Source organism: Polynucleobacter alcilacus (assembly GCF_018881545.1).
Lineage (GTDB): Bacteria > Pseudomonadota > Gammaproteobacteria > Burkholderiales > Burkholderiaceae > Polynucleobacter > Polynucleobacter alcilacus.
The window spans coordinates 423,658-450,098 of the sequence record NZ_JACVQD010000001.1 but is presented as its reverse complement, the minus strand read 5'-3'; the positions used below and the strand labels follow the sequence as shown (position 1 = coordinate 450,098).

The window sequence follows — 26,441 nt, the reverse complement described above, 5'->3', positions numbered from 1 at the left end:
GATGACAGCTTAGTGCTGTTCTGATTTCGTAAAATGGTATTTCACCTGAACGAGGAAGGTAGCTAATAAGCCAATCATCAGCGCAATATTTCCCGAGGGGTTTGTGTTGTGCCCATTGATGAATAGAAAAAGAAATAGGGATACATTAATAATGACCCCGCACCAGAGTATCCAAGCCTGAGTGCCGGTTTGTTGACGAATTCGTAAATGCCCAAAAGTAATTACGGCAAAGAGAATTAAAAAAGCCATGCTTGCCATTTTCCCAACGATTTCTAGAGGAAAGGCTAACACCAGGCCAATCACAATCACCGCAGAAATCAGCAGGGGTCTAAATTGACCTTCTCCGATTGCCTTGCTTAGCCATTGCGTTTTAGGATGCGCATGCACGATAACATCCAGAACCTTAGACGCAGTAAAAATAGTGGCATTTACTGCAGCCGCAGAGGCTAACAGGGCCGAGAGTCCAATCACAATAAAGCCTGCGTCACCAGCAATCAGCTTAGCAGCTATTCCCAGCATATTTCCAGGATCAGCCTGTATTGCGGCAAGCGGAGTGATTTGGATCGCAATCCAACTTACTAAAACATAAAGACAGATGATCAAAGGGGTGGCAATCAGCATTGCTTGGGGGACTGTTTTCTTGGGATTAGTCATAGAGCCTGCGGCGCTGCTGACTACTGCAAAACCTTGGTAGTTGACATAAAGCATTCCAGTTGCAATGGCGATGCCTTCAAACGAGCCACCCAATAAAGTGACATCAGCAAAATGAATGTGGCTCAAGCCAATACCGCTAAATCCAAACAGCGCTAAAAATACCAGGCCAATTGCGATGGAGCCGGCAATGCCAACGATACGAGCGCCCAGAAGATTCAGTAGTGAAAAAAGCATTACTAATCCAGCCCCAATCAATTTCAGCCCTAGGGGAGTGAAGAAATTTCCCGTTAATACGGCGATAAATTCTGTGAATCCGGAGGCATAGAGTGCAGTAGAAATTAAAAAGCCAATATAGAAGAATAAATTCATCCAACCCGCAATAAACCCATCACCATAGACCGTGACGATGTATCCCGCAGGACCACCCCTTGCAGGAAAAGCGGCGCTAATTTTGGCGAAAGAATATACGGTAAAAAATACAGCGATACCTGCCAACAAAAAAGGAAATGGAAAATGGGTTCCTGCTGTCAAGTAGGCGAAGCCAAAAACGGTAAATAGTCCTGAGCCCATCATGCCACTTAAGCTCATCGTCGTTGCAGATACTAAGCCAACATTTCCTGTGCCCTGCAAGCTAGATGCTGAAGCGGCTTTCATGATTTCTTCGGCTTTGATGATGAGAGCGAATCAGCGCTTAGCAACCTTCGGCTTGGTAGGACTGCGTAGTTGTGGATCACTTAAGCAAGGCCACCGTGACGCAATAGCGCATCAATGCTGGGCTCTCTTCCCCGGAAGGCTTTGAAGGATTCTGCCGCAGGACGACTGCCTCCGACTTCGAGGATTTCTTCACGGTAACGCTGACCGGTTTTGGCATCTAGTACGCTGCCAGTTAACTTTGCAGCTTCTTCAAATGCGGAGTAGGCATCCGCAGAGAGAACTTCTGCCCACTTATAGCTGTAATAACCGGCGGCATAACCACCGGCAAAGATATGACTGAAGGTATTAATCCAGCGAGAGATCTCGGGCTGAGGAATGACATTAAATTCATCAGCAATCTTTCTGGAAACATCCAAAACAGCATGACCCTTTGCATCCCTTGCTTTAAAGTGGGAATGCAATCTCCAATCTGTTAAAGACATCACTATTTGGCGTAATGTCATATACCCATTTTGGAAATTCTTGGCAGCAAGCATCTTTTCAAATAATTCGCGTGGCAAGGGCTTACCAGTTTCTACATGGGCAGTCATTTTCTCGAGCACTTCCCATTCCCAGCAGAAGTTTTCCATAAACTGACTTGGTAATTCCACAGCATCCCATTCAACACCATTAATACCAGAGACACCCAAGGCGTCTACTTGTGTAAGGAGGTGATGCAAACCATGGCCGCTCTCGTGGAAGAGGGTGATGACATCATCATGAGTAATCGTCGGTTGACGCAATACTCCGTCTACTTTTACTGGAGGTGCAAAGTTACACACCAGATAAGCTACTGGCACTTGGATCTCTCCATTAGAGAGCACTCTCCGACCGCGGGCATCATCCATCCATGCGCCTCCCCGTTTGCCAGGGCGGGCGTAAGGGTCTAAATAAAAATACGCGACGATATTACCTTGGGTATTACTAACTGAAAATGATTGCACGTCAGCATGCCAGCTTGGCAAATCTGCAGCTGCAATTTTGACGCCAAACAGGGTCTGGATCACTTGAAATAAACCATCCAGTACTTTGGGTAAAGGGAAGTATTGCTTGAGTTCATTTTCTGAAAATGAATAGCGTTCTTGTTTTAATCTTTCAGAGGCAAAAGCGACATCCCAGGGTTCTAGGCCATCTACCAGTCCCAATTCTGATTTTGCAAATGCACACAGCTCAATCCAATCCTTTTTGGCAAATGGTTTGGCTTTGATAGCAAAGTGACTCAAGAAGCGATCAACTTCCTCTACGTTATCTGCCATTTTGGGTGCTAAACTTAAGGCTGCAAAATTAGCGAAGCCCAACATACGAGCCTCTTCATCGCGAAGTTGTAATTGGTCCAACATATTCTGGGTGTTATCCCAAGCAATATTGCCGTGGGCGTATTGCGGTGCTAATTCTGATGCGCGAGTCACGTAGGCTTCATACAGCAAGCGGCGCAAGGCACGATTCTCGGAGTACTGCATGACTGGGTAATAAGAAGGGAAGTGCAGAGTAAATGCCCAACCTTGGAGGTCTTTCTGCTTGGCGGTATCTGCAGCTGCCGCTATGGCATCCTCAGGCAAGCCTACTAGCTCAGATTCCTGCGTAATCAGATGTACAAATCCATCAGTAGCATCTAAGACATGATCTGAAAATGCTTTACCCAAGGTGGCTTGCTCATCCTGAATTTGTGCAAAGCGTGGTTTGTCAGCATCACTTAATTCAGCACCGCCCAAACGAAAATCTCGTAGGGAGTTTTCAATCACTTTTTGCTGTGCGCGATTGAGTTTTCCAAACGCAACACTATTGTTCAGTTCCTTAAACTTTTGATAGAGCGCTAAGTTTTGTCCAAGGCTAGAAAAGAACGCAGTTACTTCAGGCAACATCTCGCCGTAGGCGGCTCGCAACTCTGGGGTATCCGCAACGCTATTGAGGTGAGAGATCACACCCCAGGACCTGCCTAGAGACTCTGTTGCATCTTCCAAAGGTTCGGCAAGCTGATCCCAGCTCGAAGGTGTATTGGGATTTGTTGCTGTATCCACAGCATCTTGCGCATGCTTGAGTAGAAACTGAATAGCTGGGGCAATATGCTCAGGCTTTATTTCAGAGTAAGCAGCAATACCGCGACCAAAAGTCAGGAGGGGGTTGTTTTGTAATGCAGGGGGTAGGGCAAAGAGGGATGTAGTCATAACCTCTAGCTTAATGGATCTAATGCTTAGCTGCTTTTTCTGCTGCTTCCAGGGTATTCATGAGCAACATGGTAATTGTCATGGGTCCAACACCACCAGGAACTGGAGTAATCCAGCCAGCGACATATTTAGCGGCATCAAAATCCACATCACCACAAAGTTTGCCATCCGGTAGACGATTAATCCCAACGTCAATTACGACCGCGCCGTTTTTAACCATATCACCAGAAATCATTTTGGCTTTGCCGGTTGCTACCACCAAAATATCGGCATCTTTGGTGTGATGCGCCAAATCTCGGGTTTTGCTATTGCAAATCGTGACGGTTGCGCCCGCTTGCAGTAGAAGCATGGCCATTGGCTTGCCCACAATATTGGAGGCGCCAACAATTACGGCACGAGCACCACGAATAGGGTAATCAATACTCTCTAGCATCTTCATGCAGCCATAAGGTGTGCATGGCTTGAATTCGGGATGGCCAACCATTAATGCACCAGCATTGGCAATGTGAAAGCCATCTACATCTTTTTCAGGGGCAATCGCTTCGAGCACACGCTCAGCAGCAATCTGTTCTGGCAGGGGTAGCTGCACCAAGATGCCATGAATAGATGGGTCTGCATTTAGGGTGGCGATACGAGCAAGCAACTCTTCTTCGCCAAGTTCAGCAGAGTAGCGCTCTAATACAGAATGAAAGCCCACATCCTCACACGCTTTGACTTTATTGCGAACATACACTTGACTGGCGGGATTTTCACCAACCACGATGACTGCTAATCCGGGTCGAACCCCTTTCGCAGTCACAATCGCACCTCGGGCTGCAATCTCAGCACGAAGTTTTTTAGAGAGCGCGTTACCGTCTAGTAATTGGGCAGGCATTGCAAGTGTATTAATTGGGTTAACTACGGGTTAATTAGGCTGCGGGTCAGATAAGGCTAGGCGAAGCAGGTCAGCAACAGTATTGACGTTGAGCTTTTCCATAATGTTAGCGCGATGGGCTTCAACAGTCTTAATCGAAATGCCAAGATCGTCAGCAATCTGTTTATTCAAACGACCAGCAACAATTCTTTCTAATACTTGACGTTCACGACCAGTGAGTTTACTCAGCAAACTCTGGGTAATTTTTCTTTGGCTAGCCTGTGTGTAATCAATCCGTGCTTTAGCAAACATGCGATCTACTAAGCTGCAAAGATCATTTTCTTTAAAAGGCTTCTCAATAAAGTCGACTGCACCGCGTTTCATCGTGGAGACTGCCATCGAGACATCACCATGACCAGTAATAAACGCAACGGGCATCGGTGAATTTTCATTAATTAAACGCTCTTGTAACTCTAGCCCTGACATTCCCGGCATGCGCACATCCAAAATGGCGCAGGAGATAGTTGACTTATCTGTGCTTTGTAAAGATTGCAAGAAGCGTTCAGCGCTGGCATGACAGCGCACAACATAACCATTGCTTTCTAAAAGCCAAGTAAGAGAGTCACGAACTGCTTCATCGTCATCAACGACATAAACAACTTCGGCATGGTTAGGTTTTGCTGCTGTGCTTAAGTTCATATTCAATCTCTGTTGGTAATTCTAAAAATGCAGCTATTCAACTTGTTCCTTGGAATCCGGAGATTCTAGGGGTAAGAGTATTGTAAAGGTGCAGCCCGTCAGCTTGGTCTGTTCTGCGTCCATGATATTGGAGGCCCATAGTCGGCCGTGGTGGGATTCGATGACGGAACGGCAAATATTGAGTCCCATACCCATTCCATCCGATTTGGTACTGAAAAATGGCTCAAACATGCGTTCAATGACGGTATCTGGAATGCCGCCCCCAGCATCCCTTAACCGAATTCGGAGCATTGCCGGGAAGGTGCTGGTATCCAGATCTGCACTAATTTTGACCGGTGGGGCTGACCAGCGCGAAGAAAGGGGGTAGGCCTCGCGCACACTATCAAGGGCATTTTTCAGTAAATTTACCAAAACCTGCAAAATGAGAACGGGGTCTATGTTGACCTCTGGCAGATTTTCTGCCAGATCAGAGCTAATACTTAAGCGATGTCGATCAGCCTCAATTTCGACAAGACCAACAGCATCATTAATGATCTCGGTGATACAAATGGATTTGCGTTGTGGCTCACTACGCTTCACAAATCCTCTAATCCGTTGAATGATGGTAGCAGCGCGGTGGGCTTGTTCGGATGCTTTTTCCAGCGCAGGAAGAATTTCTTTATTGAGGGCGGGATCAATATGACCATCGAGGCGCTTGGCAACGCCCATGCAGTAATTCGAGATTGCGGAGAGTGGTTGATTTAATTCGTGTGCTAGCGAAGAGGCCATTTCACCCATCGTCGTCAGACGACTTGTAAATTGCATGCGTTCTTCTTGTTGGCGGGCCAATTCATCAGCCTCTTTACGCATCGTAATATCAGTGGCAATTAACAATTGCGCAAGATGGCCATCTACCCAGGGGATAAAACGACGGCGAACCTCGTACCATTGATTGATATCGTCAAGCTGAATTTCTTCTGATTCAGATTCTTGATACAAGAAAGAGGTCGGAATCCCCGGCGGTGATTCATGAAGATCTTCCGCAATATCATGCAAGGTCTCGATGTTATTGCTGTCTCCAGCTAATCTGAAGTGACCTTTTGAATCATTACCAAAGTTCTCACGATAGAAACGATTGGCAAACAACAGCTCATCCGTTTCAAGGTCTACTACTGACACTGCGGCGTCCAAGCCTTCAAGAACAGTAATGAAGCGCTCTTGAGAGGCGGCTAATTCCTCGCGAATTTTTTTCGGCTCTGAGATATCAATTAATGAAGTGACCCAGCCAGTTTGCCTGCCTTTTTCATCAATCAGTGGAGCGATAAAGGTACGAGTTTGTATGAGGGTACCGTCACGGCGCAAAATGGCCCCCTCAATTCCTGCTTTGGATACGATCTCTGACTTCAGGGCCCGATTCATCTTTTCTCCAAGCTCCTCTCGCCTGTCATCAGGCCAGAATGGAAAAGGCGGTGAGAGACCAATCAGTTCTTTAGGAGACCAGCCAGTCATGTCGCAAAACGCTCGATTCACATAAGTAATGCGTTTTTGCATGTCATGTGCCCGAATCCCAATAGGCGTGGAATTTTCCATGGCATTTCTAAAGCTGGTTTCGGTACGCAGATTGGCCTCTGCTTCTTGACGTACTTGCATCTGCCTTAAAACAGACCATAAGCTCCAGACGACGAAAGCACATAAACCAATTACCACCCCAATCAACATGCGGAAAGTCAGATTGGTAGGGGGTGGGTAGGTATCTATCTGCAGCGTGAGGTTTGGGCTGAGCACACCGATGTCCAGGCTAGTCTGATTACTAAATGCCCGCTTGGGCATGCCCCGATCTGAAGAGATGGCGAGTACTTTTTCATTATCGGTTAAGAGTGTGAAGCGGTAATGGGCTTTGAGCTCTGCTGGTATTACCTCTAAGACTCCTTGGGCGGTATACAGGGCTGCCAAGTAGCCAACAATTTCTCCGCCAGCAATATTGGGCACCACTTGCCAGAAAACTACCTTTCTTTCATTTGCTAGAGGATCATCTTCTGACGTATTTAAGGAAATGAACGGACTAAATGCTGCTCGACTCGTAGTGCGACTTAATTCAATCGCGCCGGCAAGCCCAACATTGATCAGCTGTTCGTTTGGATTTTTCCGGGGGGAGTCTGCTTTGGGATCGTGCGGGGGTGCCGTCCATTGGACTTGGCTTTTTTCATTTAACGCAATAATTTTGATGAATTCATGATTATTAAAGACCAGGTCATTAGCTTGTTCATAGGCGATTTGTTTTAGCTTGACTTGCTCTTCACTGGCGACAATTTCACGGTTGATTGTGGTCAGTGCATCAAAATTATTCACAAATCGCAATTGGATGCGCTGCTTAGCAAAAGACAACTCTCTGAATAGAGCAGACTCTTGTTGAGTCTTTTCCTGCAAATGCAGCGTGCCTAAGATGACACCCATAACGGATGTAAATAGAACAATTGCTAGTAAGGGTGTGTATACGAGTCTAAATCCCCGTATTTTTCGGAGCCATTTGAATGGGCTGAGGAGTAGGCTAGATAAAGCTGAAAATTTCATGAATGAGGGTCATTTTGCCCTATTAAAGCCCAGAAATTCCATATTTCGACGCCCTAGTTTGTAAATCTTGCATTGCAATAAAATATCATATTATGAGAAATACTATCATTATGTGGAAAATTGCTTGTTTACACTCATATACCTTCCTAGAATATTGCCTATAAAGTTAATTACTAATAATGATTTATATATCGGAGATAAATTATGGCTGCCGTTCCAGACCAAATTTTAGGTAAACAGAATGCCCTCGATGCGGATCCAGGTGAGACCCAAGAATGGTTGCAAGCCCTTGATGGCGTCATTCGTAATGAGGGTGCTGAGAGAGCTGCCTACTTAATCGATCAACAAATTTCTCATGCGCGAGTCAATGGTGTAGTTCAACCTTTCCACGCAGAAACTCCTTACATTAATACGATTCCCGTTGAGAACCAAGCGCGTTTACCTGGTGATCAAAATGTAGAGCATCGTATTCGTTCTTATACACGTTGGAATGCAATGGCGATGGTCTTGCGCGCTAATAAAGATACCAATGTCGGCGGACACATTTCTTCCTTCCAGTCTGCAGCCACTTTATATGACGTCGGTTTCAATCATTTCTGGCATGCACCCTCACCAGAACATGGGGGTGATCTGATTTTTGTTCAAGGTCACTCAGCCCCAGGGATATACGCAAGAGCCTATATGTTGGGCCGCTTGTCAGATGAGCAACTAAATAATTTCCGCCAAGAGGTCGGTGGTAAAGGAATTTCTAGTTACCCACACCCATGGTTAATGCCGGATTTCTGGCAGTTCCCAACAGTATCTATGGGCTTAGGTCCGATCATGGCGATTTATCAAGCGCGCTTTATGCGTTACTTGCAAGACCGTGGATTTATTAAACATGAAGGCCGCAAAGTCTGGGCATTCTTGGGTGACGGCGAAACTGATGAGCCAGAATCCTTAGGTGCAATTGGTATGGCTGGCCGGGAAAAGTTAGATAATCTGATTTTTGTAGTGAACTGTAATTTGCAACGCTTGGATGGGCCGGTACGAGGTAATGGGAAAATTATTCAAGAGTTAGAGGGCGAGTTCCGCGGCGCGGGATGGAATGTCATCAAAGTGGTGTGGGGTGGTCACTGGGATGCTTTATTTGCTCGCGACAAAAAAGGCATCTTGATGCAACGCCTTGGTGAGATCGTTGATGGTCAATATCAAACCATGAGATCGAAGAATGGCGCTTATATCCGTGAAATCGTTTTCAATACACCAGAGCTCAAAGCCTTGGTGAATGACTGGAGTGATGATGAGATTTGGCAACTGAATCGTGGCGGCCATGACCCCTATAAGGTGTATGCCGCATTCCATGCAGCCGTAAACCATCAAGAGCAGCCAACGGTGATCTTGGCGCACACCATTAAAGGATATGGCATGGGCGGATCTGGTGAGGCGATGAATATTGCTCACCAAGCGAAGAAGATGAATGACGATGATGTGCGTCGTTTCCGGGATCGCTTTGAGATTCCCGTTAAAGATGAACAGTTAGATGACATGCCTTTAGTAAAGTTTGCTGATGGCAGTCCCGAGTTGGAATACATGAGGACGCGTCGCCAGGAGTTGGGTGGTTATTTACCGCAACGCCGTACGAAGGCAGAAAGCCTGCCAGTTCCCGCCTTGGATGTCTTCGCTCCCTTGCTGGAAGCAACTGCTGAAGGGCGTGAGATTTCTACCACGATGGCTTTTGTCCGTATGCTCAACACCGTTGTGCGCGACAAGGTCTTAGGTAAGCGCGTAGTGCCGATTGTTCCGGATGAGTCACGTACTTTTGGTATGGAAGGCATGTTCCGCCAGTTGGGTATCTGGAGTCAGCTTGGTCAACTCTATACCCCAGAAGATCATGATCAATTGATGTTCTACAAAGAGGATAAGACAGGGCAGATCTTGCAAGAGGGCATTAACGAAGCTGGTGGCATATGCGATTGGATTGCAGCTGCTACTTCTTACTCTACGCATGGTGTTCCCATGCTGCCTTTTTATATCTTCTACTCCATGTTTGGTTTCCAGCGCGTGGGTGACTTAGCTTGGGCAGCAGGAGATATGCGCAGCCGAGGCTTCCTCTTAGGCGGTACAGCTGGTAGAACAACCTTGAATGGCGAAGGTCTCCAACATGAGGATGGCCATAGTCACCTTTGGAGTGGAGCGGTTCCAAATTGCATCAGCTATGACCCGACATTTTCATTTGAATTAGCCGTAGTGATTCAGGATGGTATGCGTCGCATGTTGACTGAGCAAGAGGATGTGTATTACTACATTACTTTGATGAATGAGAACTATGCTCATCCAGGAATGCCAAAGGGTGCAGAAAATGACATCATCAAGGGCATGTACAAACTGAAGTCGGTTGGTGATGCTAATGCGAAACTGCGTGTGCAACTTCTCGGCTCAGGAACGATCTTCCGCGAAGTGATTGAAGCAGCAGAAATTTTGCATCAAGACTGGGGTGTTGCTTCTGATTTATGGGGTTGCCCAAGTTTCACTGAGTTGGGACGCAATTGGGCTACAGTGCATCGTGCCAATCTCTTGAATCCAACATCAACACCCATTCTTTCTCATGTTGAGAAATGCTTAAAAGATACATCTGGCCCGGTGATTGCTGCCACTGATTATGTTCGCTTGTTTGCTGAGCAGATTCGTCCAGCTATTCAGCATCTGGGTCGTCGCTATGAAGTATTGGGTACTGATGGCTTTGGTCGCTCAGATACTCGTGAAAAACTCCGTGACTTCTTTGAGGTAGATCGCCGTTGGGTTGTCATCACAGCATTGAGATCTTTAGTTGATGCAGGTCAGCTTGATCGTCAAAAGCTCGCTGAAGCAATCAAGAAATACAACATCGATACCACTAAACCAAACCCAATGACGGTTTGATAAGAGATAAATAATATGAGTCAAATAATCGAAATCAAAGTCCCGGATATTGGAGATTACAAAGATGTGCCTGTGATCGAAGTCTTGGTAAAAGCCGGCGATCAGGTTGAGAAAGAACAATCGATTGTTGTTCTCGAATCCGATAAAGCCACCATGGATGTTCCTTCATCACACTCCGGTGTTGTGAAGGAGGTCAAAGTGAAGATTGGTGACAGCCTATCTGAAGGCTCCGTGGTGATTACCTTAGAAGAAGCTGCCGCTAGTGCCACTAGTACAGCTGCTCCTGTTCAGGTAAGCCCTGCAGTAGCGCTAGCAACAGCGCCTGCAGCTGCCAAGCCTGTTGCCGTTGAACCTCCGATTGTGCGCGCACCAGCACCGCCTCCCATCAGCAATACATTGCCACCAGTGGATTCAGTGGTAAGCCATGCAAGTCCATCAGTGCGTAAATTTGCTCGCGAGCTTGGCGTAACAATTACGCAAGTGAAGGGCTCTGGTCCCAAAGACCGGATTACTCAAGAAGATGTGCAAGCTTTTGTCAAAGCGGCCATGAGTGCCGGCGCTGGTAATCCTGCCAATGCATCTAGTGGCGGTAGTTTGGGTGGCCTCAATTTGATTCCTTGGCCGCAAGTGGATTTCACAAAGTTTGGTGAGATTGAACGTCAGCCACTGAACCGGATTAAGAAACTCACTGCAGCAAACTTGGCTCGCAACTGGGTCATGATTCCTGCCGTGACTTATCACGAAGATGCAGACATTACGGATTTAGAGGCTTTCCGCGTGATTACCAATAAAGAGAATGAGAAAAAGGGCGTCAAGATTACGATGCTCGCTTTCTTGATGAAGGCGGCTGTAGCTGCTCTGAAAAAATACCCAGAGTTTAATAGCTCACTCGATGGCGATGATTTGATTCTCAAGAAATATTTCAATATTGGATTTGCTGCCGATACCCCGACAGGTTTGGTAGTGCCAGTGATTAAACATGCCGATAAGAAGGGTATCTTTGAGCTTGCCCAGGAAACTTCGGAGTTAGCAGCGCTTGCGCGTGAGGGCAAATTAAAGCCAGACCAAATGCAAGGCGCAAGCTTCACGATTTCTTCCTTAGGCGGCATCGGTGGCACCTATTTCTCACCGATCGTGAATGCTCCAGAGGTTGCCATCTTAGGGGTAAGTAAAGCGGCGATGAAACCCGTATGGGATGGTAAACAATTTGTTCCACGTCTCCTGTGCCCTCTCTCACTCTCTGCAGATCACCGCGTTATTGATGGTGCATTGGCTACGCGTTTCACTGTCTACATTGCCCAACTCTTAGCCGACTTCCGTCGCGCTAGTCTGTGAGGAGGGTCTATGGCTAAGCAAACGATCCTTGTTCCGGATATTGGTGATTACTCCGACATACCCGTGATTGAAGTCCTGGTTAAGGTCGGAGATGTGATTGAAAAAGAGCAAGCCTTATTGGTGCTTGAGTCCGATAAAGCAACCATGGAAGTTCCTGCAGATGCCGCAGGAACGATCATCAGCATTGCCCTGAAGTCAGGCGATAAGGTCAGCAAAGGGAGTGTGATTGCTGAGATAGAGACGAGCGCTGCATCTACCTCAACTCCTGCAATACCAAGCGTACCACCTGCAGCACCAGCAGTATCAACCTCGGCACCGGCTGCACTTGCACCAACTCCAGTAGCTGGGCAGTACAGCGGCAAAGTAGATCATGAGTGCGAAGTATTGGTACTAGGTGCAGGTCCTGGCGGTTATAGTGCGGCCTTTCGCAGTGCGGATTTAGGTATGAACACCGTGTTAGTGGAGCGATACCCCACTTTGGGCGGTGTCTGCTTGAATGTCGGTTGCATTCCATCGAAAGCATTGCTGCATACCAGCTCCGTAATGGAAGAAGTCAAGACCATGGCTAAACATGGCATTACCTTTGGCGCGCCGAAGATCGAGATCGATCAATTGCGTGGCTATAAAGAGTCAGTGATTGCAAAACTCACCGGTGGACTAGCTGGTATGGCAAAAGCCCGCAAGGTAAAAGTTGTGCGGGGCTTGGGTCGTTTCTTAGACGCTAATCATGTCGAAGTAGAGATGACGGATGGCTCTGGTCAAGATCTGACAGGACAAAAAGAAGTGATTCGCTTTCAGAAAGCGATTATTGCTGCAGGTAGCCAGCCTGTCATGTTGCCTTTCTTACCCGAAGATCCACGGATTGTGGATAGTACTGGCGCCTTATTGCTGAAGAGTATTCCCAAAAGAATGCTGGTAATTGGTGGCGGCATTATTGGTTTGGAGATGGCTACTGTTTACAGTGCGCTCGGTTCACGGATTGATATTGCAGAGATGATGGATGGCCTGATGGCGGGCGCTGATCGTGATTTAGAAAAAGTCTGGGAGAAGTTCAATGCCGGACGTTTCGAAAAAATTATGCTCAAAACTCGTGCTACTAAAGCGGAAGTCAAACCCGATGGGATACAAGTCACTTTTGAGGGCGACAATGCACCAGCACAGCCACAAACATACGACTTGGTATTGGTAGCAGTTGGTCGTACTCCGAATGGTAAGAAGATTGATGCAAGTAAAGCAGGTGTGCAGGTAGACGAGCGGGGCTTTATCCCGGTCGACAAACAAATGCGCACCAACATCCAAAACATCTTCGCAATTGGTGATCTAGTTGGTCAGCCGATGTTGGCGCATAAGGCGGTACACGAGGGTCATGTTGCAGCAGAAGCAGCGGCAGGGCAGAAGTCTTATTTCGATGCGAAACAGATCCCATCCGTTGCCTATACTGATCCTGAAGTAGCTTGGGCTGGCTTGACTGAAGAGCAATGTAAAGCGCAAGGCATTGCTTACGAAAAAGGGTTATTTCCGTGGGCTGCTAGTGGTCGCGCCATTGCCAATGGTCGTGATGAAGGTTTCACAAAATTACTCTTTGATGCAACTACCCATCGCATTATTGGCGGCGGTATTGTAGGCACTAATGCGGGGGATTTAATCGGTGAAGTTTGTCTAGCCATTGAAATGGGTGCAGACGCTGTGGATATTGGCAAGACCATTCATCCGCATCCAACCCTAGGTGAATCTGTTGGCTTAGCTGCAGAGGCTGCAGAGGGTCATTGCACTGATTTACCGCCGGTAAAGAAGAAGTCTTAGTTTCTGTTTGCCTTAGCAGTGCAGTTACAGCACAGTTCCAAAAGAAAAAGCCCCAAGAGATTGGGGCTTTTGCATTACGGGATGTATTTGTGAAGCAAACGATTATGTCGACGTTTTCTTCTTAGGAGCTTTGCTTGCGGTATTGGTCGTTTTCATCACAGTGTCAGTAGCGCTATTGATATTGGTTTGAGCAACTTCAACGGCATGCTTGACCGCCTTTTGGCTAGTTTCAAATACATTACTAGCAGAAGCAATTGCTTGCTTCATGGCTTGAACAGCAGCATCAGAACCGACTGGTGCATTCTTAGTCCATTCCTCAACTAAAGCATTAATCTTTTTCTGGCCGGCCTGAAATTCTTTTTCAGCAGACTGTGTGAAGCTATCTTGGGTTTCATGTGCCAACTCGTACAAATGACGGCTATACGCCATAATTTTTTCAGCCATGGGTTTCACTGCTTCAGCTTGATGGGCGAGGAGCTGTTGAATATCTTTTATTTCCAAGGCTTTCTTAGCGCTATTCATACTGTCACCCAAACTTTGTTTGGCGATGTGCATATTTAGCTCTACTAATTTTTCAATACTTTGGAGTGCTTGATTGGTCAAGCCACTCAAAGTTTCTAAATTCGCTTTTTGTGCTGCTGCAATTTGTTCTGGTGTTAAGTTCATCTCAATCCCTTTCAACTGGATTCACATTGCGCTTGTACTCTAAGCCATGTACCCACTTTAATCGGTATTGCACTATTTTTATAGCATTGATACTGCGATGCAATACATTAGGGGTTTCAATAAAAAAGCCTAAAATCGACCCTTAGTTCAAAAAACCTCAATATTTTCAGTAAGTTATCCATGAAACTCACCTTAGACAATGCCATTGCCCCTTTCTTTGTACTCATTTGGAGCACGGGGTTTGTCATTGCACGACTAGCCATGCCTTATGCCGAGCCAGCAACCTTCTTATTTTGGCGTTTTGCAGGGGTTTTGGCGGCGATGGCTGCGCTAAGTTTAATTTGGCGTATTACCTGGCCAAGTCGGATACAAATGAAGCACATTGCTGTAGCAGGCATTCTGATGCAGTTCGGTTATTTACTTGGCGTCTGGTGTGCGGTTCGATTGGGAATGACTGCTGGTTTAGTAGCCATCATTGTTGGTCTTCAACCGATTTTGACCGCATGGTTCGCTGCTTGGATTTCCGAGAGAGTGTCACCACGTCAATGGATTGGCTTGGCCTTTGGTTTTGCTGGGGTCGCCTTAGTCGTGATGGAGAAGGTTAGTTTTGCGCATATTCCATTTGTAAGCTACGTCCTGGCATTCGTTGCTTTGCTGTCAATTACTTTTGGCACTTTGTATCAGAAAAAATATTGCCCCGTCTTTGATTTGCGGGCTGGCTCGTCGATTCAGTTCGGTGTTTCTGCGGTGCTCTGTTTTTTCTGTATGTATTTTTTTGAGAGTGGTGTGATGGTTTGGAATGCCCCCGTGATTGGTGCTTTGCTATGGGCTATCTTTCCCCTATCGATTGGCTCTATCAGTCTGTTATTTATGATGATTCGAAAAGGTGCTGCCACCAAAGTCACCAGTTTGCTGTATTTAACCCCACCTACCACTGCGATCATGGCTTGGTTCATATTTGATGAACCATTTACTACTTGGATGGCAGTTGGTCTCGGCTTGACAATGACCGGAGTCGTTTTAGTCAATGCGCGTCATAGCAATACTGTGGCAACCATTGCAGAGTAGGCCTGGTCTAGTGGCATGGATTCATCAAGATAGGGCAAATAAATCAGCCTCAGCCTTGGAAATTAACTATCATTCCGTATGTTGAAAGTTTTGGAAGGTATTTTGGGATGCGTTTGAATCGATTTTGGCTCTTTAGTGTTACTTTGCTCTTTGCGTGTAGCGCTTTTATCACTGCACCAGCAATAGCTGCCACTAAAGATAAAGAAAAACAAGCCAAGACCACCAAGGTAGTCCTAACTAAAACCGCTAGCAAATCTGCTAAAAAATCAAAGACTGTTCGCGTCACAGTCACTCGACCAACTGAACCCGCTGTTCCCACTCGACCATCTTTTGCAACTGCCTTGGGTTTGCGCGGCCAGAATGATGAACTCAGTCTTAAATCTAGCGTAGCAATGGTGGTGAACCAAGATACTAAAGAGGTGTATTTTGAAAAAAATTCTTCAGTGAGTCTACCGATTGCCTCTATTACGAAATTGATGACCGCAATGGTTGTCTTGGACTCTAAGCTTCCTCTGAATGACACCATCGTAATCAATGCCGATGATGTGCATATTTATGCTAAATCTCGCTTGGCTGGTGGTACTGAATTAACCCGTGAAGAGGCTTTATTACTAGCACTCATGTCCTCTGAGAACCGAGCTGCCTATACCTTGGGTAGAAACTATCCTGGGGGCATTCCGGCATTTGTGGATGCCATGAACCGTAAGGCTAAAGAATTGGGCATGGAGCATTCTCGTTTTGCTGATCCGACTGGTCTACTGAGTGAGAATGTTGCCACGGCAGAAGATCTCACCCGAATGCTCAATGCGGCCTATCAATACAAAATGATTCGGGAGTTTTCCACTTGGCCAGACTTGACTATGGTGATAGCTAAGCGCCCGCAAAAGTTTTTAAATACCAACCGCTTAGTGCGTTCAGGTGATATGAATATCGGCTTGCAAAAGACCGGCTTTATCAATGCAGCAGGCAAGTGCTTAGTGATGCAAGCTAGAGTCAATAACACACCATTGTTATTGGTTTTCTTAGACTCAGTTGGAACCCAATCGCGTTTTGCGGATGCAGTGCGTGTGCGTGACTGGTATGAACGCATGCCTTCAGGTGTCCAGCCAATTCGTCGCTTAATGTAGCTAATGCCTGACTAGGCTGAAGTTCCTGGCTCAGGGGATTTGGGTTTGTAACCCATCCCTTTAGAAATCTGCAAGGCAGTGTCTTGCAAGGCTTTTAGCCAATCTGCTTGCATACGGTCTGTTGGAGAGCTTAGCGATAAGCCGGCAACCAGTTTGCCACTGTCATCCAAAATGGCGGCAGCTAAGCAACTGACACCAAGCTCGAGCTCCTCATCATCGCGCGCATTGCCATCTTTGCGAACCTGATTAAGGGCAGTTTCTAATCTGCTTAAGTCGGTAATACTATTGCGGGTATGTCCCGACAATCCTGTCCGCGTCACATAGGCGCGCACTTGACCTGGATCATCACTCGATAAAAACAATTTTCCAACTGAAGTGAGGTGTAATGGCGCACGTCCACCAATCGCACGGACTACTTGCATACCTGAGCGTTCACTGTAAGCACGATCGATATACACGATTTCATCGCCTTGGCGAACCGATAGGTTGACGGTTTCACCGGTGATCTTGTGCAGACTGCGCATGGGTACTTGTGCTGCCTCGCGCACAGAGAGTCGAGCCTTCACCAAATTACCAAGCTCTAGAAGCTTTAAGCCAAGACGATAGGTGCCACCATCACCACGCTCAACGAGTCGGCAAGCGACTAGGTCATTCAGAATACGGTGGGCGGTAGAGGGGTGTAAGCCCGTTTGCTCAGCCAGATTCTTAAGACTACTAGATTCTTCTTGCTCAGCCAAGGCATCGAGCAAGTTCATCATGCGCTCGACTACCTGGATGGCTGTTTTACCAACTTCACCAGAGTTTTTAGCATTTTTGACGGGTTTACTCGTATTCATAGGGATTATTGTAGCGATTTCATAAGCGATTGCATATTATGAAATGCTATTCAAGCCCTGAGTCATTGCCAAGTTATGGGGCAATCTGAAGTTCAGGGATGTCTTATGGATATCTCAGGGATATCTTAAGGCTCTTGCACAGGCATTCACCAGCTCAGGGCCTTTATAAATGAGACCGCTGTAGATCTGAACTAGGCTGGCACCCGCCATGATTTTCTCGCGCGCATCGGCCCCTGACAGAATTCCACCAACGCCAATAATTGGTAAGGAATTGCCTAATCTTGCTTTGAGGGTTTTAATTATTTGGTTAGAGACTGCTTGTAGTGGGGCACCAGATAAACCGCCTGCCTCTCCTCCATGCGCCATTCCCAGCACAGCATCGCGTGCAATGGTTGTATTGGTTGCGATCACGGCATCAATACCAAACTCGAGCAATAAATCAGCAATGAGATTGATGTCGTCGGTATCTAAATCCGGAGCAATTTTGAGGAACATCGGTTTACGAATACCATAGCGATCGCTCAAGCGTTTTCTAGCTTCATCTAAGCTGCTTAATAGTGAGCGGAGCATTTCTTCGCCTTGTAAGGCACGCAGATGTTGGGTATTTGGTGAAGAGATATTCACCGTAATGTAAGTGGCAATCTCATAAACTGCCTCCATTCCCAAGATGTAATCGCTTGCTGCCTCTTCAATTGGGGTGCTGGCGTTCTTGCCAATATTCATCCCTAAGACGCCCCCTTTTTGCCAAAAATGGGAACGATGGACGCGCGCCACACAGGCATCGACTCCATCATTATTAAATCCCATACGATTAATGATTGCTTGAGCTTCCGTTAGACGAAACATACGTGGCTTTGGATTGCCAGGCTGAGGTTTTGGGGTAACGGTACCGATTTCTAAAAAACCAAATCCCAGTGCTGCGAGGGCATCAATGTGCTTACCGTCTTTATCAAGGCCAGCCGCTAAACCAACGGGATTCGGAAAGGTGATGCCACACAGTGTTTGGGGATCAGCAATCGGTTTAGTGATAAAGCGTTCTAGCAAACTCCAGCGTTGTGCACGATCTAAATTGCTGAGCGTGAGGTTATGGGCTTGTTCAGGGTCTAGACAAAATAGCCAAGGGCGTAAGAGAGAATAAGGATCGATCATGAGTGGATATTATGACCCAGACAATGGCTGCCAGTGATCATCGATCAAACCCTCCATGGGCTGATACTTTGCCTTATAGGACATCTTCTCACTCTCTCGAATATAGTAACCAAGATAGAGATAGGGCAGCCCAAGTTCTTTTGCTTGGGCTATTTGCCACAGGATGCTGTAGCTGCCGAAGCTTGCTGTGTGCTCTGAGGTGTCAAAGAAGGTATATACCGAAGAAATTCCCTGTTCGAGGATATCAATCATGCTGACCATGCGTAGGCGACCAGGATGAGGGTCATGCGGCCCATCCCGAAACTCCACAATTCGGGAGTTCACACGACTTTGTAATAGGAACTGCATGTACTGGTCTTGATCATCGTTATCCATCTCGCCGCCAGCATGCCTGTCATTTTGGTAGTGTTGATAGAGTTGGTAATGCTCTTCTTGGTAGCCCAAGTTCAGAACAGTTGCTTCTAAGCCAAGATGTTTTTTCCAGGCACGGCGTTGACTACGAGAGGGATTAAATTGGTTTACTAAGATACGAGTGGCGATACAAGCTTTGCATTCGTCACAATAAGGGCGATAGGTATAAAGACCGCTGCGACGAAAACCGGCATTTAACAGTTCGTTATAAATATCCGCATGAATGAGATGCGATGGCGTTGCAACTTGAGAGCGTGCTATGCGATTGGGAAGATAGCTACAAGGATAGGGCGCTGTTGCATAGAACTGCAATGCGGTAAGCGGGAGTTCTTTAAGCTGCGTCATAACCAGTATGTCAGGATAACTTTGTCAAAAGTCCAAGATGTCTCAATCTTAGTTTGATTTAAGGATATTTGCAGTTGTTCTAAAAATTCTTGTCTAGCAATGGGCGCTGCACCCAATGAACGAAGATGGCCCGTTTCTTGCTGGCAATCGATCATGGCGATGTGATTTTGGATAGACCAGGCGCACAGGGCTGCCAAAGCAATCTTAGAGGCATCGGGCTTGCGGCTAAACATCGATTCTCCAAAAACCATGCCTCCAAATGCAACACAATAAAGGCCACCAATGATTTGACCATTCTCGACCAGGGCAATGCTATGGGCATGACCCTGTTCGTGAAGAGCAGTGTAGGCATCCATGATTTCATGGGTGATCCAAGTACCGTCTTGATCTTTACGCTTACTGGTAGCGCAAGCACGAACGATAGACCCAAAGTCTTGGTCTACTAGGATTTGAGAGTGGGCATCTTGGCAAAAGTGACGAATGCTCTTTTGTAGTGAGTCACTGCACTTAAATGCATTTGGTTTTAGTACCATGCGCGGATCAGGTGACCACCATAAGACGGGTTGATTATCGGAGTACCAAGGAAAAATACCCAGTTGATAAGCATCCGAGAGTTGGCCAGGGTAAATCCGTTCGCTTACTGCAATCAGTCCAGGTACGCCGGGATCAGGATCGGCTTCAATAAGGGGGTTTGGAAAGGAATCATGAGGCCCTAGCCAAGAGATCTGACTCATGGAGGACTCGCTAAATTCTCTCGGAAGGGAGGACATCTCGACTGCGCACAGACAATTCGTTTCCGGAATCTAAAAGGCCGGCAGCACGATCTGCAAAGAACCACTCTAAGGTTTGTTTCACCGTGGGAAAGGCTAACTCTCCCCAAGGAATTTCCTGCTCATCAAAAAGGGCGACTTCAAGACTTTCTTCCCCAGCGGAAAAATCGGCAGAGTGCATGGTTGCCAAATAAAACAGATGCACTTGCTCAGCATGAGGAACATTCAGCAAGGAATAGAGCTGGCCAATTTCTACATGGGCACCTGCTTCCTCAAGGGTTTCTCTAGCGGCACCATGACTAGTGCTCTCACCCAATTCCATAAAACCTGCAGGCAGTGTCCAATAACCATGACGAGGCTCAATCGCACGACGACATAGTAAAACTTGATGGCCGTAAACCGGAATGCTGCCCACGACGTTGCGGGGATTTTGATAATGAATGCTCCCGCAGGCTTCGCAAACATAGCGCTCTCGAGAATCATCTACCGGAATCTTGATCGTCAATACGGAGGCGCAGTTAGGGCAATACTTCATGCTGACTTTCTAAAAATGGGCTTTGATTACGCCACGCAGGGCATTACTAAGAATAATCTCTTCTGCTATTGAAACATCATTAATAGTCAGGTTAGCCTCACGGGCATTCATCTTAGGGTCAGCCAGGAGAGCTGCACGCATCACACCAGGCAGTAGGCCCGCAGTGATAGGTGGGGTAAGCCACTCTAAGCTGCCTTTAGGTTTAACAAAAATGCTAGTTCTCCCACCTTCGGTAACAAAACCCTGCTCATTGGTAAATAAGGCATCAAAGCCACCCAGCTTCATAGCGGCTTGCCAGGCGCGATCATAAAGACCGCGATTGCTAATTTTGTGACGCAATAAAGCATCTCCTGAAAGCATGCTGACATCTTCTGCAAGAATGTCTTTTGCCCAAAAGAGTTTGACGGGCTCAGTCAGCGGCTCAAGCACACCGGCCCTTACAGAAAAGTCTCCGTTGGGGGCTAGATCTAGTCTTAATCTACACAACAAATTAGCATCAAGTGAGGCACAGGCATTCTCAATCATGGCTTTTGCTTTTGATTGATCGAAAGTGATTCCCAAAGCGAAGGCAGATGCTTGCATGCGATTCAGATGTGTAGCCAGTCGTTGAGGTTTGGCATCCTGAATAGCAATCGTTTCAAAAATACCGGTAGTGCTCGGTAAATTCATTAAGAAGGCGGACTTAATCCGACACTCACGCCACTCTTGCTTAGCATCGGAATCAATCGTAATTCCAGCACCCACACCCAAAGTAAAGCTGGAGGCATGTGTCAGGGCATCTGCTTGGATCTCCACGGTACGAATCGGAACACTAAAAGCAAAGTCCCCATTGGGATCGAGCCACCCTAGAGCACCACAGTAATAACCGCGTTCTTCGGTTTCAAGCTCTTGAATGATTTCCATACTGCGCTTCTTGGGGGCGCCGGTAACGGAACCGCAGGGAAAGACTGCATTGAGAATGTCAAACAAAGAAGTATTGGGCTTAGCTTGACCTTGCACGGTTGATGTCATTTGTAGGACATCGCCATGCCTTGCAACTTCAAATAAATTGGGTACGGTGACACTACCCGGCAAAGAGATACGACTCAAATCATTGCGCAAGAGATCCACAATCATGACGTTCTCTGCGCGGTTCTTTGGATCCGCTGATAAGTCTGCAGCAGCAGATGAAAGGGCGCTCGCTGTTCCTTTCATCGGCATTGCTTTTAAGGTATCGCCTTCGCGAGCAATAAAAAGTTCAGGGGATTGAGAAAGTAAGCATGTATTCCCCTCTGCAATATAGGCGCCAAACCGACCTGGTTGACGGTCACGTAAACGACTATATAAGGCTAAAGGAGAGCCGTATACTTTTCCCTTGAGGCGATAAGTGTGATTGATTTGATAGCTATCACCACTACGAATGTATTCCTGAATTGCTGCAATATCGGCGGTAAATTGCGCTTCATCTATGGACTCAACTATATCCAGTACACCAGCAAGTGTTTGCGTTTCGGCTAGCTGCTCTATGAATTTAGAAATCAAGGCATCCACTTCTGGCTTAGAAAGCTTAGCCACGTTTTTGAACGACCATGCCTCTATCAGTGGGTGAGTAAGAGAGGCATCAAGTGGCTGAGAGAGTTTATGAATAGACCTACCCAATTCATAAGCAAAGGCCGCAACTACAAATTCACCTCGATTAAGTGCATGAGAGATCTCCTCTAAACACTCTTGGGTGGAGAGGAGGTCATGGGCATGATTGCTACTGGGAAGAATACGCCAGTAATGAAGTGGGTTTTCATAAAGGCGACTGGATGGTTTAGCCGAAGTACTTTGCGCGTCGTCGAGCAAAATCATGAGGGCTAAGCTAACTAAATGAGTGGCTTACAGCTTACTTCAAGATGGTGGCAGATTCGATCGTCACGGTCTTGCTTGGTACGTCACCCATTCTGCCCATCCTTGGTGCTGATGCAGTCGTCGTTGGTACTTTGCGGATGGCATCAATCGTCTGCGTTCCAGAAATCACTTTACCGAAGACCGTATAACCATTACCCATGGCATTGGGATAGTCCAAGGCTTGGTTATCTTTGACGTTGATAAAGAATTGTGAAGTAGCTGAATCGGGATCTGAAGTGCGAGCCATCGCAATTGTGTAAGTGTTATTTTTCAAACCATTCGTGGCTTCAGAAACCACGGGTCCATCGGTTGGCTTTTGCGATAAGTCAGGAGTAAAGCCACCACCTTGAATCATGAAGCCATCTATGACACGATGGAAAATAGTACCGTTATAAAAACCACTCTTCACGTAGTTCAGAAAGTTCGCAGTAGTTTTTGGAGCCTTATCTGCATCCAGTTCGACAACAAAATTACCCATTGTCGTTTTAAACTCGACCTTAGGACCTGCTATTGCTGCTTGACTAGCAAAGCAAGAGGCAATCAGAACGAGGCTAGCTATTAGCTTACGCATACAAACTCCTTGAGTTAGTTAAATGAATACAGTTGATTGTATTGTGCAATGTAATGGACTTGAGGATCTCCATAAATTAAGTTAGCCCATTGGGCATATTCGCAGCAGAGGCATAAGAAGCTTCCTCAAACATTCCAGGCCTAGCTAGATAATCTAAAGTCCAGTCGATGGTATCTACACCCCAGAAACAGTGTTTATTAAGGATCAGGGCTGGTACACCAAAAGCGCCATCCATTTTGGCTTGATTGGTATTGGCGATGAGTGCTGCTTTAATTTCAGGGGTATCCGGTTTTGGAGTTTCAGCCGCTAAGCCCAAATAAGTGCAAAACTCTGACCAAGACAAGTTGGGATCTTTGCCCTCTAACCAAACATAATCAAAAGCACGTTCTACCATTGCCCAGTCGGCATTCTGCTCTAGGAGAAGGCGTTGCGGTACAACCGTCAAGAATGGATGGTGCTCAGGAAAGCGGAAGGGGATACCTAACTTTTCGGCTTGCCAAACACAAAATTGATAGGTATGCGGTCGTTTAGCGGCAATCTCACCGGGACCTTTATTCTCCGTTGCTCTGAAGAGTCCGCCCAACAGAATGGGTACTGGCGTGATATCCAGTTTGTGTTCTAGTCGTTGCCGTTGTTTGATGTAGATGTAAGCAAATGGCGAGATGATGTCGTAGTACAAAGTCGCTGCAGGTTTTAAGCTCATCGTGGATCCATTCCTTATTTCTTATTTCTTTTTAGACTCTTCATCGAGTTTGCGTAAGAAGGCCATCTTCTCTTTAATTTGACTTTCCAGGCCGCGCTCCACTGGTGTATACCAATGGGGTTCTTTCATGCCTTCGGGTAAATAGGTTTCGCCGGCTGCATAGCCATGAGGCTCATCATGGGCATAGCGATATTCTTTGCCATGACCAAGTTCTTTCATAAGCTTGGTAGGCGCATTACGTAAGTGATTAGGCACCGGTTTAGATTGATCTTGAGCGACATAAGCACGCGCGGCATTAAAGGCGCTGTAGCTCGCATTACTCTTGGAAGCCACAGCCAAATACACTACGGCTTGACCTAAGGCTAGTTCACCCTCTGGAGATCCCAATCTTTCAAAAGTTTGTGCAGCATCATTAGCCAATTGCATCGCCCGCGGATCAGCCAGTCCGATGTCTTCCCATGCCATGCGAATAATGCGACGAGCCAAGTAACGCGGATCAGCGCCGCCATCAAGCATGCGGCAAAACCAATATAGCGCTGCATCCGGGTTGGAGCCCCGCACAGATTTATGTAGTGCAGAAATCTGATCATAAAAATGATCACCCCCTTTATCGAAGCGACGCGCTTGCGCGGCAAGGGCATTTTCAACAAAGGCTTGATCGACTATTTGAACCGCAGAGTTGGGTGTTAATACGGCATTGCGGATTTGCTCTACAAGATTGAGTAGGCGCCGTGCATCACCATCTGCATTGGATATAAGGGTGTCAATTGCGGCATCTGCGAATTGCACATCCGGCATAACATGCTGATGGGCTCGTACAAAAAGTTGTTGCAGTTCTGCAGCCTCTAGAGACTTCAGGACATAGACCTGCGCGCGAGAGAGTAAAGCCGAGTTCACTTCAAAAGAGGGGTTTTCAGTAGTAGCACCAATGAAGGTAAATAAGCCAGACTCTACATGCGGCAGTAAGGCATCTTGCTGGCTTTTATTGAAGCGATGAATCTCATCAACAAACAAAATCGTTTGCTTGCCGTATTGCGCCATATTTTGTTGCGCTTGTTCTATCGACTCTCGAATTTCTTTTACACCGGCTAATACTGCAGAGATGGCAATGAATTCTCGATCAAATGCTTTTGCCGAAAGACGTGCAAGCGTGGTCTTGCCAACGCCTGGCGGACCCCACAAAATCATGGAGTGCGGTTTGCCAGAAGCAAAAGCTAAATTGAGGGGTTTGCCAGGAGCTAATAGATGGGTCTGACCAATGACTTCTTCGATTGTTTTTGGGCGCAAAGCTTCCGCTAAAGGCGGCGGTGGGGTGCTATCGAAGAGACCGCTCATTGAACCATCATGATTGAATGTAGAGAATGACTAGTGCAGCCCAAGTGAGACAGGCGGCAGCGATATAAGTTAAGCGATTTCGAATGGTCATAAAAGCAAGCCGGGCGGCATCGCTTGAGAAATAGTACTGATAGGTATTTTGATCAATATTGCGCTGAATGATTAAGGTGGATGCCAAAATCAACAGACCAACCGGAATATAAACATGCAGTGCCACCCAGGCAACCAATGCCGGGATTACGCCCCAAATCCAAGCATTGCGGTCTATCCAGCGATCACCGCTAGGGACTTTTCCTAAGGTATGTAAGCTCGCACCCCAGTGCATCGCTCCCATAAATGCCGTAATGACGGCACCATAACCTGCCAGCGATTCTGCGCTTAAATAATTGAGCGGTGTGGATGCCAGTTGCACCATCAATGCGAGACCAATAAATGGAATTAGGCCTGCGTATGCCAGTTTACGAACAAGAGGTGGAATAGGATTCACGTGGGCTTTTTAGTGGGTTACGAGTTTAAGAGTGGGAGAGGATGTGAGAAAGTGTGAATTACTTATCGTAGGTGTATACGCCGCGACCAGTTTTACGCCCGAGGTAGCCAGCGGCAACCATTTCACGTAGGAGTGGGCAAGGGCGGTACTTAGAGTCACTGAAGTTTTCAAAATACACTTCCATCACCGCTAAGCAAGTATCTAATCCAATTAAGTCTGCCAACGCTAGAGGACCAATAGGTTGATTGCAACCCAATTTCATACCCGCATCGATATCTTCTGGGCTGGCGAGTCCTTCAGATAGAACAAAGAAAGCCTCATTAATCATAGGCAACAAAATCCGATTGACCACAAAGCCTGGTGAGTTCTTGACAGTGATGGGCTCTTTGCCAATGCGCTTGGCCATTTCAAGAATGGCTGCATGGGTCTCGTCACTAGTCTGCAAGCCACGAATCACTTCCACTAGGGCCATGAGAGGCGGTGGGTTAAAGAAGTGCATACCAATGAAGCGTGCTGGATTGGAATCTAAGGCAGCTAATTTGGTGATGGATAAAGAAGAAGTATTCGTTGCGATGATCGTATCTTTGCTAACAATCTCATCTACTTGCTTCAGAATCTTTTCTTTGACTGCTTGATTTTCAGTGGCGGCTTCAATCACTAAATCCAGGCCTTTGAAATCTCCATAAGAGGTACTCCCTTTAATATGCTTGAGAGCGGCCTCCTTTGCTGTACCACTGAGGACTTCTTTTTTAACGAGACGATCCAAACTCTTGCCGATCTGATCCAGGCCACGTTGTACAGCCGCTTCATTAATATCAACCATGACGACATCTAGTCCGGCAACCGCGCAGACCTGCGCAATGCCATTACCCATCGTGCCTGCACCGATTACGCCAACGGATTGAATCTTCAT

At 46.8% G+C, this 26,441-nt stretch carries 22 protein-coding genes; 5 read left to right on the top strand and 17 right to left on the bottom strand.

The window, feature by feature from the left end:
- Nucleotides 1-9 precede the first annotated feature (9 nt).
- The 5 genes from ICN45_RS02300 to ICN45_RS02280 all read right to left on the bottom strand — a co-directional run bounded on the left by ICN45_RS02300 (nucleotide 10) and on the right by ICN45_RS02280 (nucleotide 7,614).
- Nucleotides 10-1,308, bottom strand: a complete 1,299-nt coding sequence (locus ICN45_RS02300) for an APC family permease (RefSeq protein WP_216172627.1) — start codon at nucleotides 1,306-1,308, stop codon at nucleotides 10-12.
- Between the two features lie 80 nt (nucleotides 1,309-1,388).
- Complete coding sequence (locus ICN45_RS02295) at nucleotides 1,389-3,512, bottom strand: M3 family metallopeptidase (RefSeq protein WP_216172624.1); 2,124 nt, start codon at nucleotides 3,510-3,512, stop codon at nucleotides 1,389-1,391.
- Between the two features lie 19 nt (nucleotides 3,513-3,531).
- Complete coding sequence (gene folD / locus ICN45_RS02290) at nucleotides 3,532-4,386, bottom strand: bifunctional methylenetetrahydrofolate dehydrogenase/methenyltetrahydrofolate cyclohydrolase FolD (RefSeq protein WP_216172621.1); 855 nt, start codon at nucleotides 4,384-4,386, stop codon at nucleotides 3,532-3,534.
- Nucleotides 4,387-4,416: 30 nt separating this feature from the next.
- Nucleotides 4,417-5,064 carry a response regulator transcription factor gene (locus ICN45_RS02285; protein ID WP_216172619.1) on the bottom strand — a complete coding sequence of 216 codons (648 nt, stop codon included), beginning with the start codon at nucleotides 5,062-5,064 and terminating at the stop codon, nucleotides 4,417-4,419.
- A gap of 33 nt (nucleotides 5,065-5,097) precedes the next feature.
- Nucleotides 5,098-7,614: a PAS domain-containing sensor histidine kinase gene (locus tag ICN45_RS02280; RefSeq protein WP_216172616.1), complete on the bottom strand. Its 2,517-nt coding sequence runs from the start codon at nucleotides 7,612-7,614 to the stop codon at nucleotides 5,098-5,100.
- A gap of 204 nt (nucleotides 7,615-7,818) precedes the next feature.
- On the opposite strand from ICN45_RS02280, the gene aceE reads away from it, so the two are divergent.
- From aceE to lpdA, 3 genes are read left to right on the top strand one after another with little or no spacing between them, the layout of a single operon-like run.
- Nucleotides 7,819-10,515 carry a pyruvate dehydrogenase (acetyl-transferring), homodimeric type gene (aceE, locus tag ICN45_RS02275; RefSeq protein ID WP_216172614.1) on the top strand — a complete coding sequence of 899 codons (2,697 nt, stop codon included), beginning with the start codon at nucleotides 7,819-7,821 and terminating at the stop codon, nucleotides 10,513-10,515.
- Nucleotides 10,516-10,530: 15 nt separating this feature from the next.
- The gene (gene aceF / locus ICN45_RS02270; protein WP_216172612.1) at nucleotides 10,531-11,850 is read left to right on the top strand and encodes a dihydrolipoyllysine-residue acetyltransferase; all 1,320 of its coding nucleotides are present in this window, start codon (nucleotides 10,531-10,533) and stop codon (nucleotides 11,848-11,850) included.
- Between the two features lie 9 nt (nucleotides 11,851-11,859).
- Complete coding sequence (gene lpdA, locus ICN45_RS02265; protein WP_216172609.1) at nucleotides 11,860-13,653, top strand: dihydrolipoyl dehydrogenase; 1,794 nt, start codon at nucleotides 11,860-11,862, stop codon at nucleotides 13,651-13,653.
- Nucleotides 13,654-13,755: 102 nt separating this feature from the next.
- Here the strand turns inward: lpdA and ICN45_RS02260 are convergent, their stop codons facing one another.
- Complete coding sequence (locus ICN45_RS02260) at nucleotides 13,756-14,319, bottom strand: phasin family protein (RefSeq protein WP_216172606.1); 564 nt, start codon at nucleotides 14,317-14,319, stop codon at nucleotides 13,756-13,758.
- Nucleotides 14,320-14,499: 180 nt separating this feature from the next.
- Here ICN45_RS02260 and ICN45_RS02255 point away from each other — a divergent pair, with 180 nt between their 5' ends.
- On the top strand, nucleotides 14,500-15,387 hold the full coding sequence (locus ICN45_RS02255) for a DMT family transporter (RefSeq protein WP_216172604.1): 888 nt from the start codon (nucleotides 14,500-14,502) through the stop codon (nucleotides 15,385-15,387).
- A gap of 107 nt (nucleotides 15,388-15,494) precedes the next feature.
- Nucleotides 15,495-16,514, top strand: coding sequence for a serine hydrolase (locus ICN45_RS02250; protein ID WP_216172601.1), 1,020 nt, complete (start codon nucleotides 15,495-15,497; stop codon nucleotides 16,512-16,514).
- An 11-nt stretch (nucleotides 16,515-16,525) separates the two neighbouring features.
- On the opposite strand, the gene ICN45_RS02245 is transcribed toward ICN45_RS02250, so the two are convergent.
- The 11 genes from ICN45_RS02245 to ICN45_RS02195 all read right to left on the bottom strand — a co-directional run bounded on the left by ICN45_RS02245 (nucleotide 16,526) and on the right by ICN45_RS02195 (nucleotide 26,441).
- Nucleotides 16,526-17,350, bottom strand: a complete 825-nt coding sequence (locus ICN45_RS02245) for an IclR family transcriptional regulator (protein WP_216172598.1) — start codon at nucleotides 17,348-17,350, stop codon at nucleotides 16,526-16,528.
- A gap of 114 nt (nucleotides 17,351-17,464) precedes the next feature.
- The gene (locus ICN45_RS02240) at nucleotides 17,465-18,499 is read right to left on the bottom strand and encodes a quinone-dependent dihydroorotate dehydrogenase (RefSeq protein WP_216172595.1); all 1,035 of its coding nucleotides are present in this window, start codon (nucleotides 18,497-18,499) and stop codon (nucleotides 17,465-17,467) included.
- A gap of 9 nt (nucleotides 18,500-18,508) precedes the next feature.
- Entirely contained in the window at nucleotides 18,509-19,255 is a 747-nt protein-coding gene (locus ICN45_RS02235) for an arginyltransferase (RefSeq protein ID WP_216172592.1), read from the bottom strand.
- Nucleotides 19,252-19,989, bottom strand: coding sequence for a leucyl/phenylalanyl-tRNA--protein transferase (gene aat / locus ICN45_RS02230; protein WP_216172590.1), 738 nt, complete (start codon nucleotides 19,987-19,989; stop codon nucleotides 19,252-19,254). Before aat ends, ICN45_RS02235 begins: the two co-directional genes overlap by 4 nt.
- A 10-nt stretch (nucleotides 19,990-19,999) precedes the next feature.
- Nucleotides 20,000-20,560, bottom strand: coding sequence for an NUDIX hydrolase (locus tag ICN45_RS02225; protein WP_216172587.1), 561 nt, complete (start codon nucleotides 20,558-20,560; stop codon nucleotides 20,000-20,002).
- Nucleotides 20,561-20,569: 9 nt separating this feature from the next.
- Nucleotides 20,570-22,393, bottom strand: coding sequence for a chorismate-binding protein (locus ICN45_RS02220; RefSeq protein WP_216172584.1), 1,824 nt, complete (start codon nucleotides 22,391-22,393; stop codon nucleotides 20,570-20,572).
- 34 nt (nucleotides 22,394-22,427) lie between these two features.
- Complete coding sequence (locus tag ICN45_RS02215; protein ID WP_216172581.1) at nucleotides 22,428-23,003, bottom strand: peptidylprolyl isomerase; 576 nt, start codon at nucleotides 23,001-23,003, stop codon at nucleotides 22,428-22,430.
- Between the two features lie 76 nt (nucleotides 23,004-23,079).
- Nucleotides 23,080-23,706 carry a 2-hydroxychromene-2-carboxylate isomerase gene (locus tag ICN45_RS02210; RefSeq protein WP_216172578.1) on the bottom strand — a complete coding sequence of 209 codons (627 nt, stop codon included), beginning with the start codon at nucleotides 23,704-23,706 and terminating at the stop codon, nucleotides 23,080-23,082.
- 21 nt (nucleotides 23,707-23,727) lie between these two features.
- Nucleotides 23,728-25,041: a replication-associated recombination protein A gene (locus ICN45_RS02205; protein ID WP_216172575.1), complete on the bottom strand. Its 1,314-nt coding sequence runs from the start codon at nucleotides 25,039-25,041 to the stop codon at nucleotides 23,728-23,730.
- A gap of 7 nt (nucleotides 25,042-25,048) precedes the next feature.
- The gene (locus ICN45_RS02200; protein WP_369411456.1) at nucleotides 25,049-25,528 is read right to left on the bottom strand and encodes a DUF3429 domain-containing protein; all 480 of its coding nucleotides are present in this window, start codon (nucleotides 25,526-25,528) and stop codon (nucleotides 25,049-25,051) included.
- Between the two features lie 58 nt (nucleotides 25,529-25,586).
- A complete protein-coding gene (locus tag ICN45_RS02195; protein WP_216172572.1) occupies nucleotides 25,587-26,441 on the bottom strand; it encodes a 3-hydroxybutyryl-CoA dehydrogenase in 855 nt (284 codons plus the stop codon).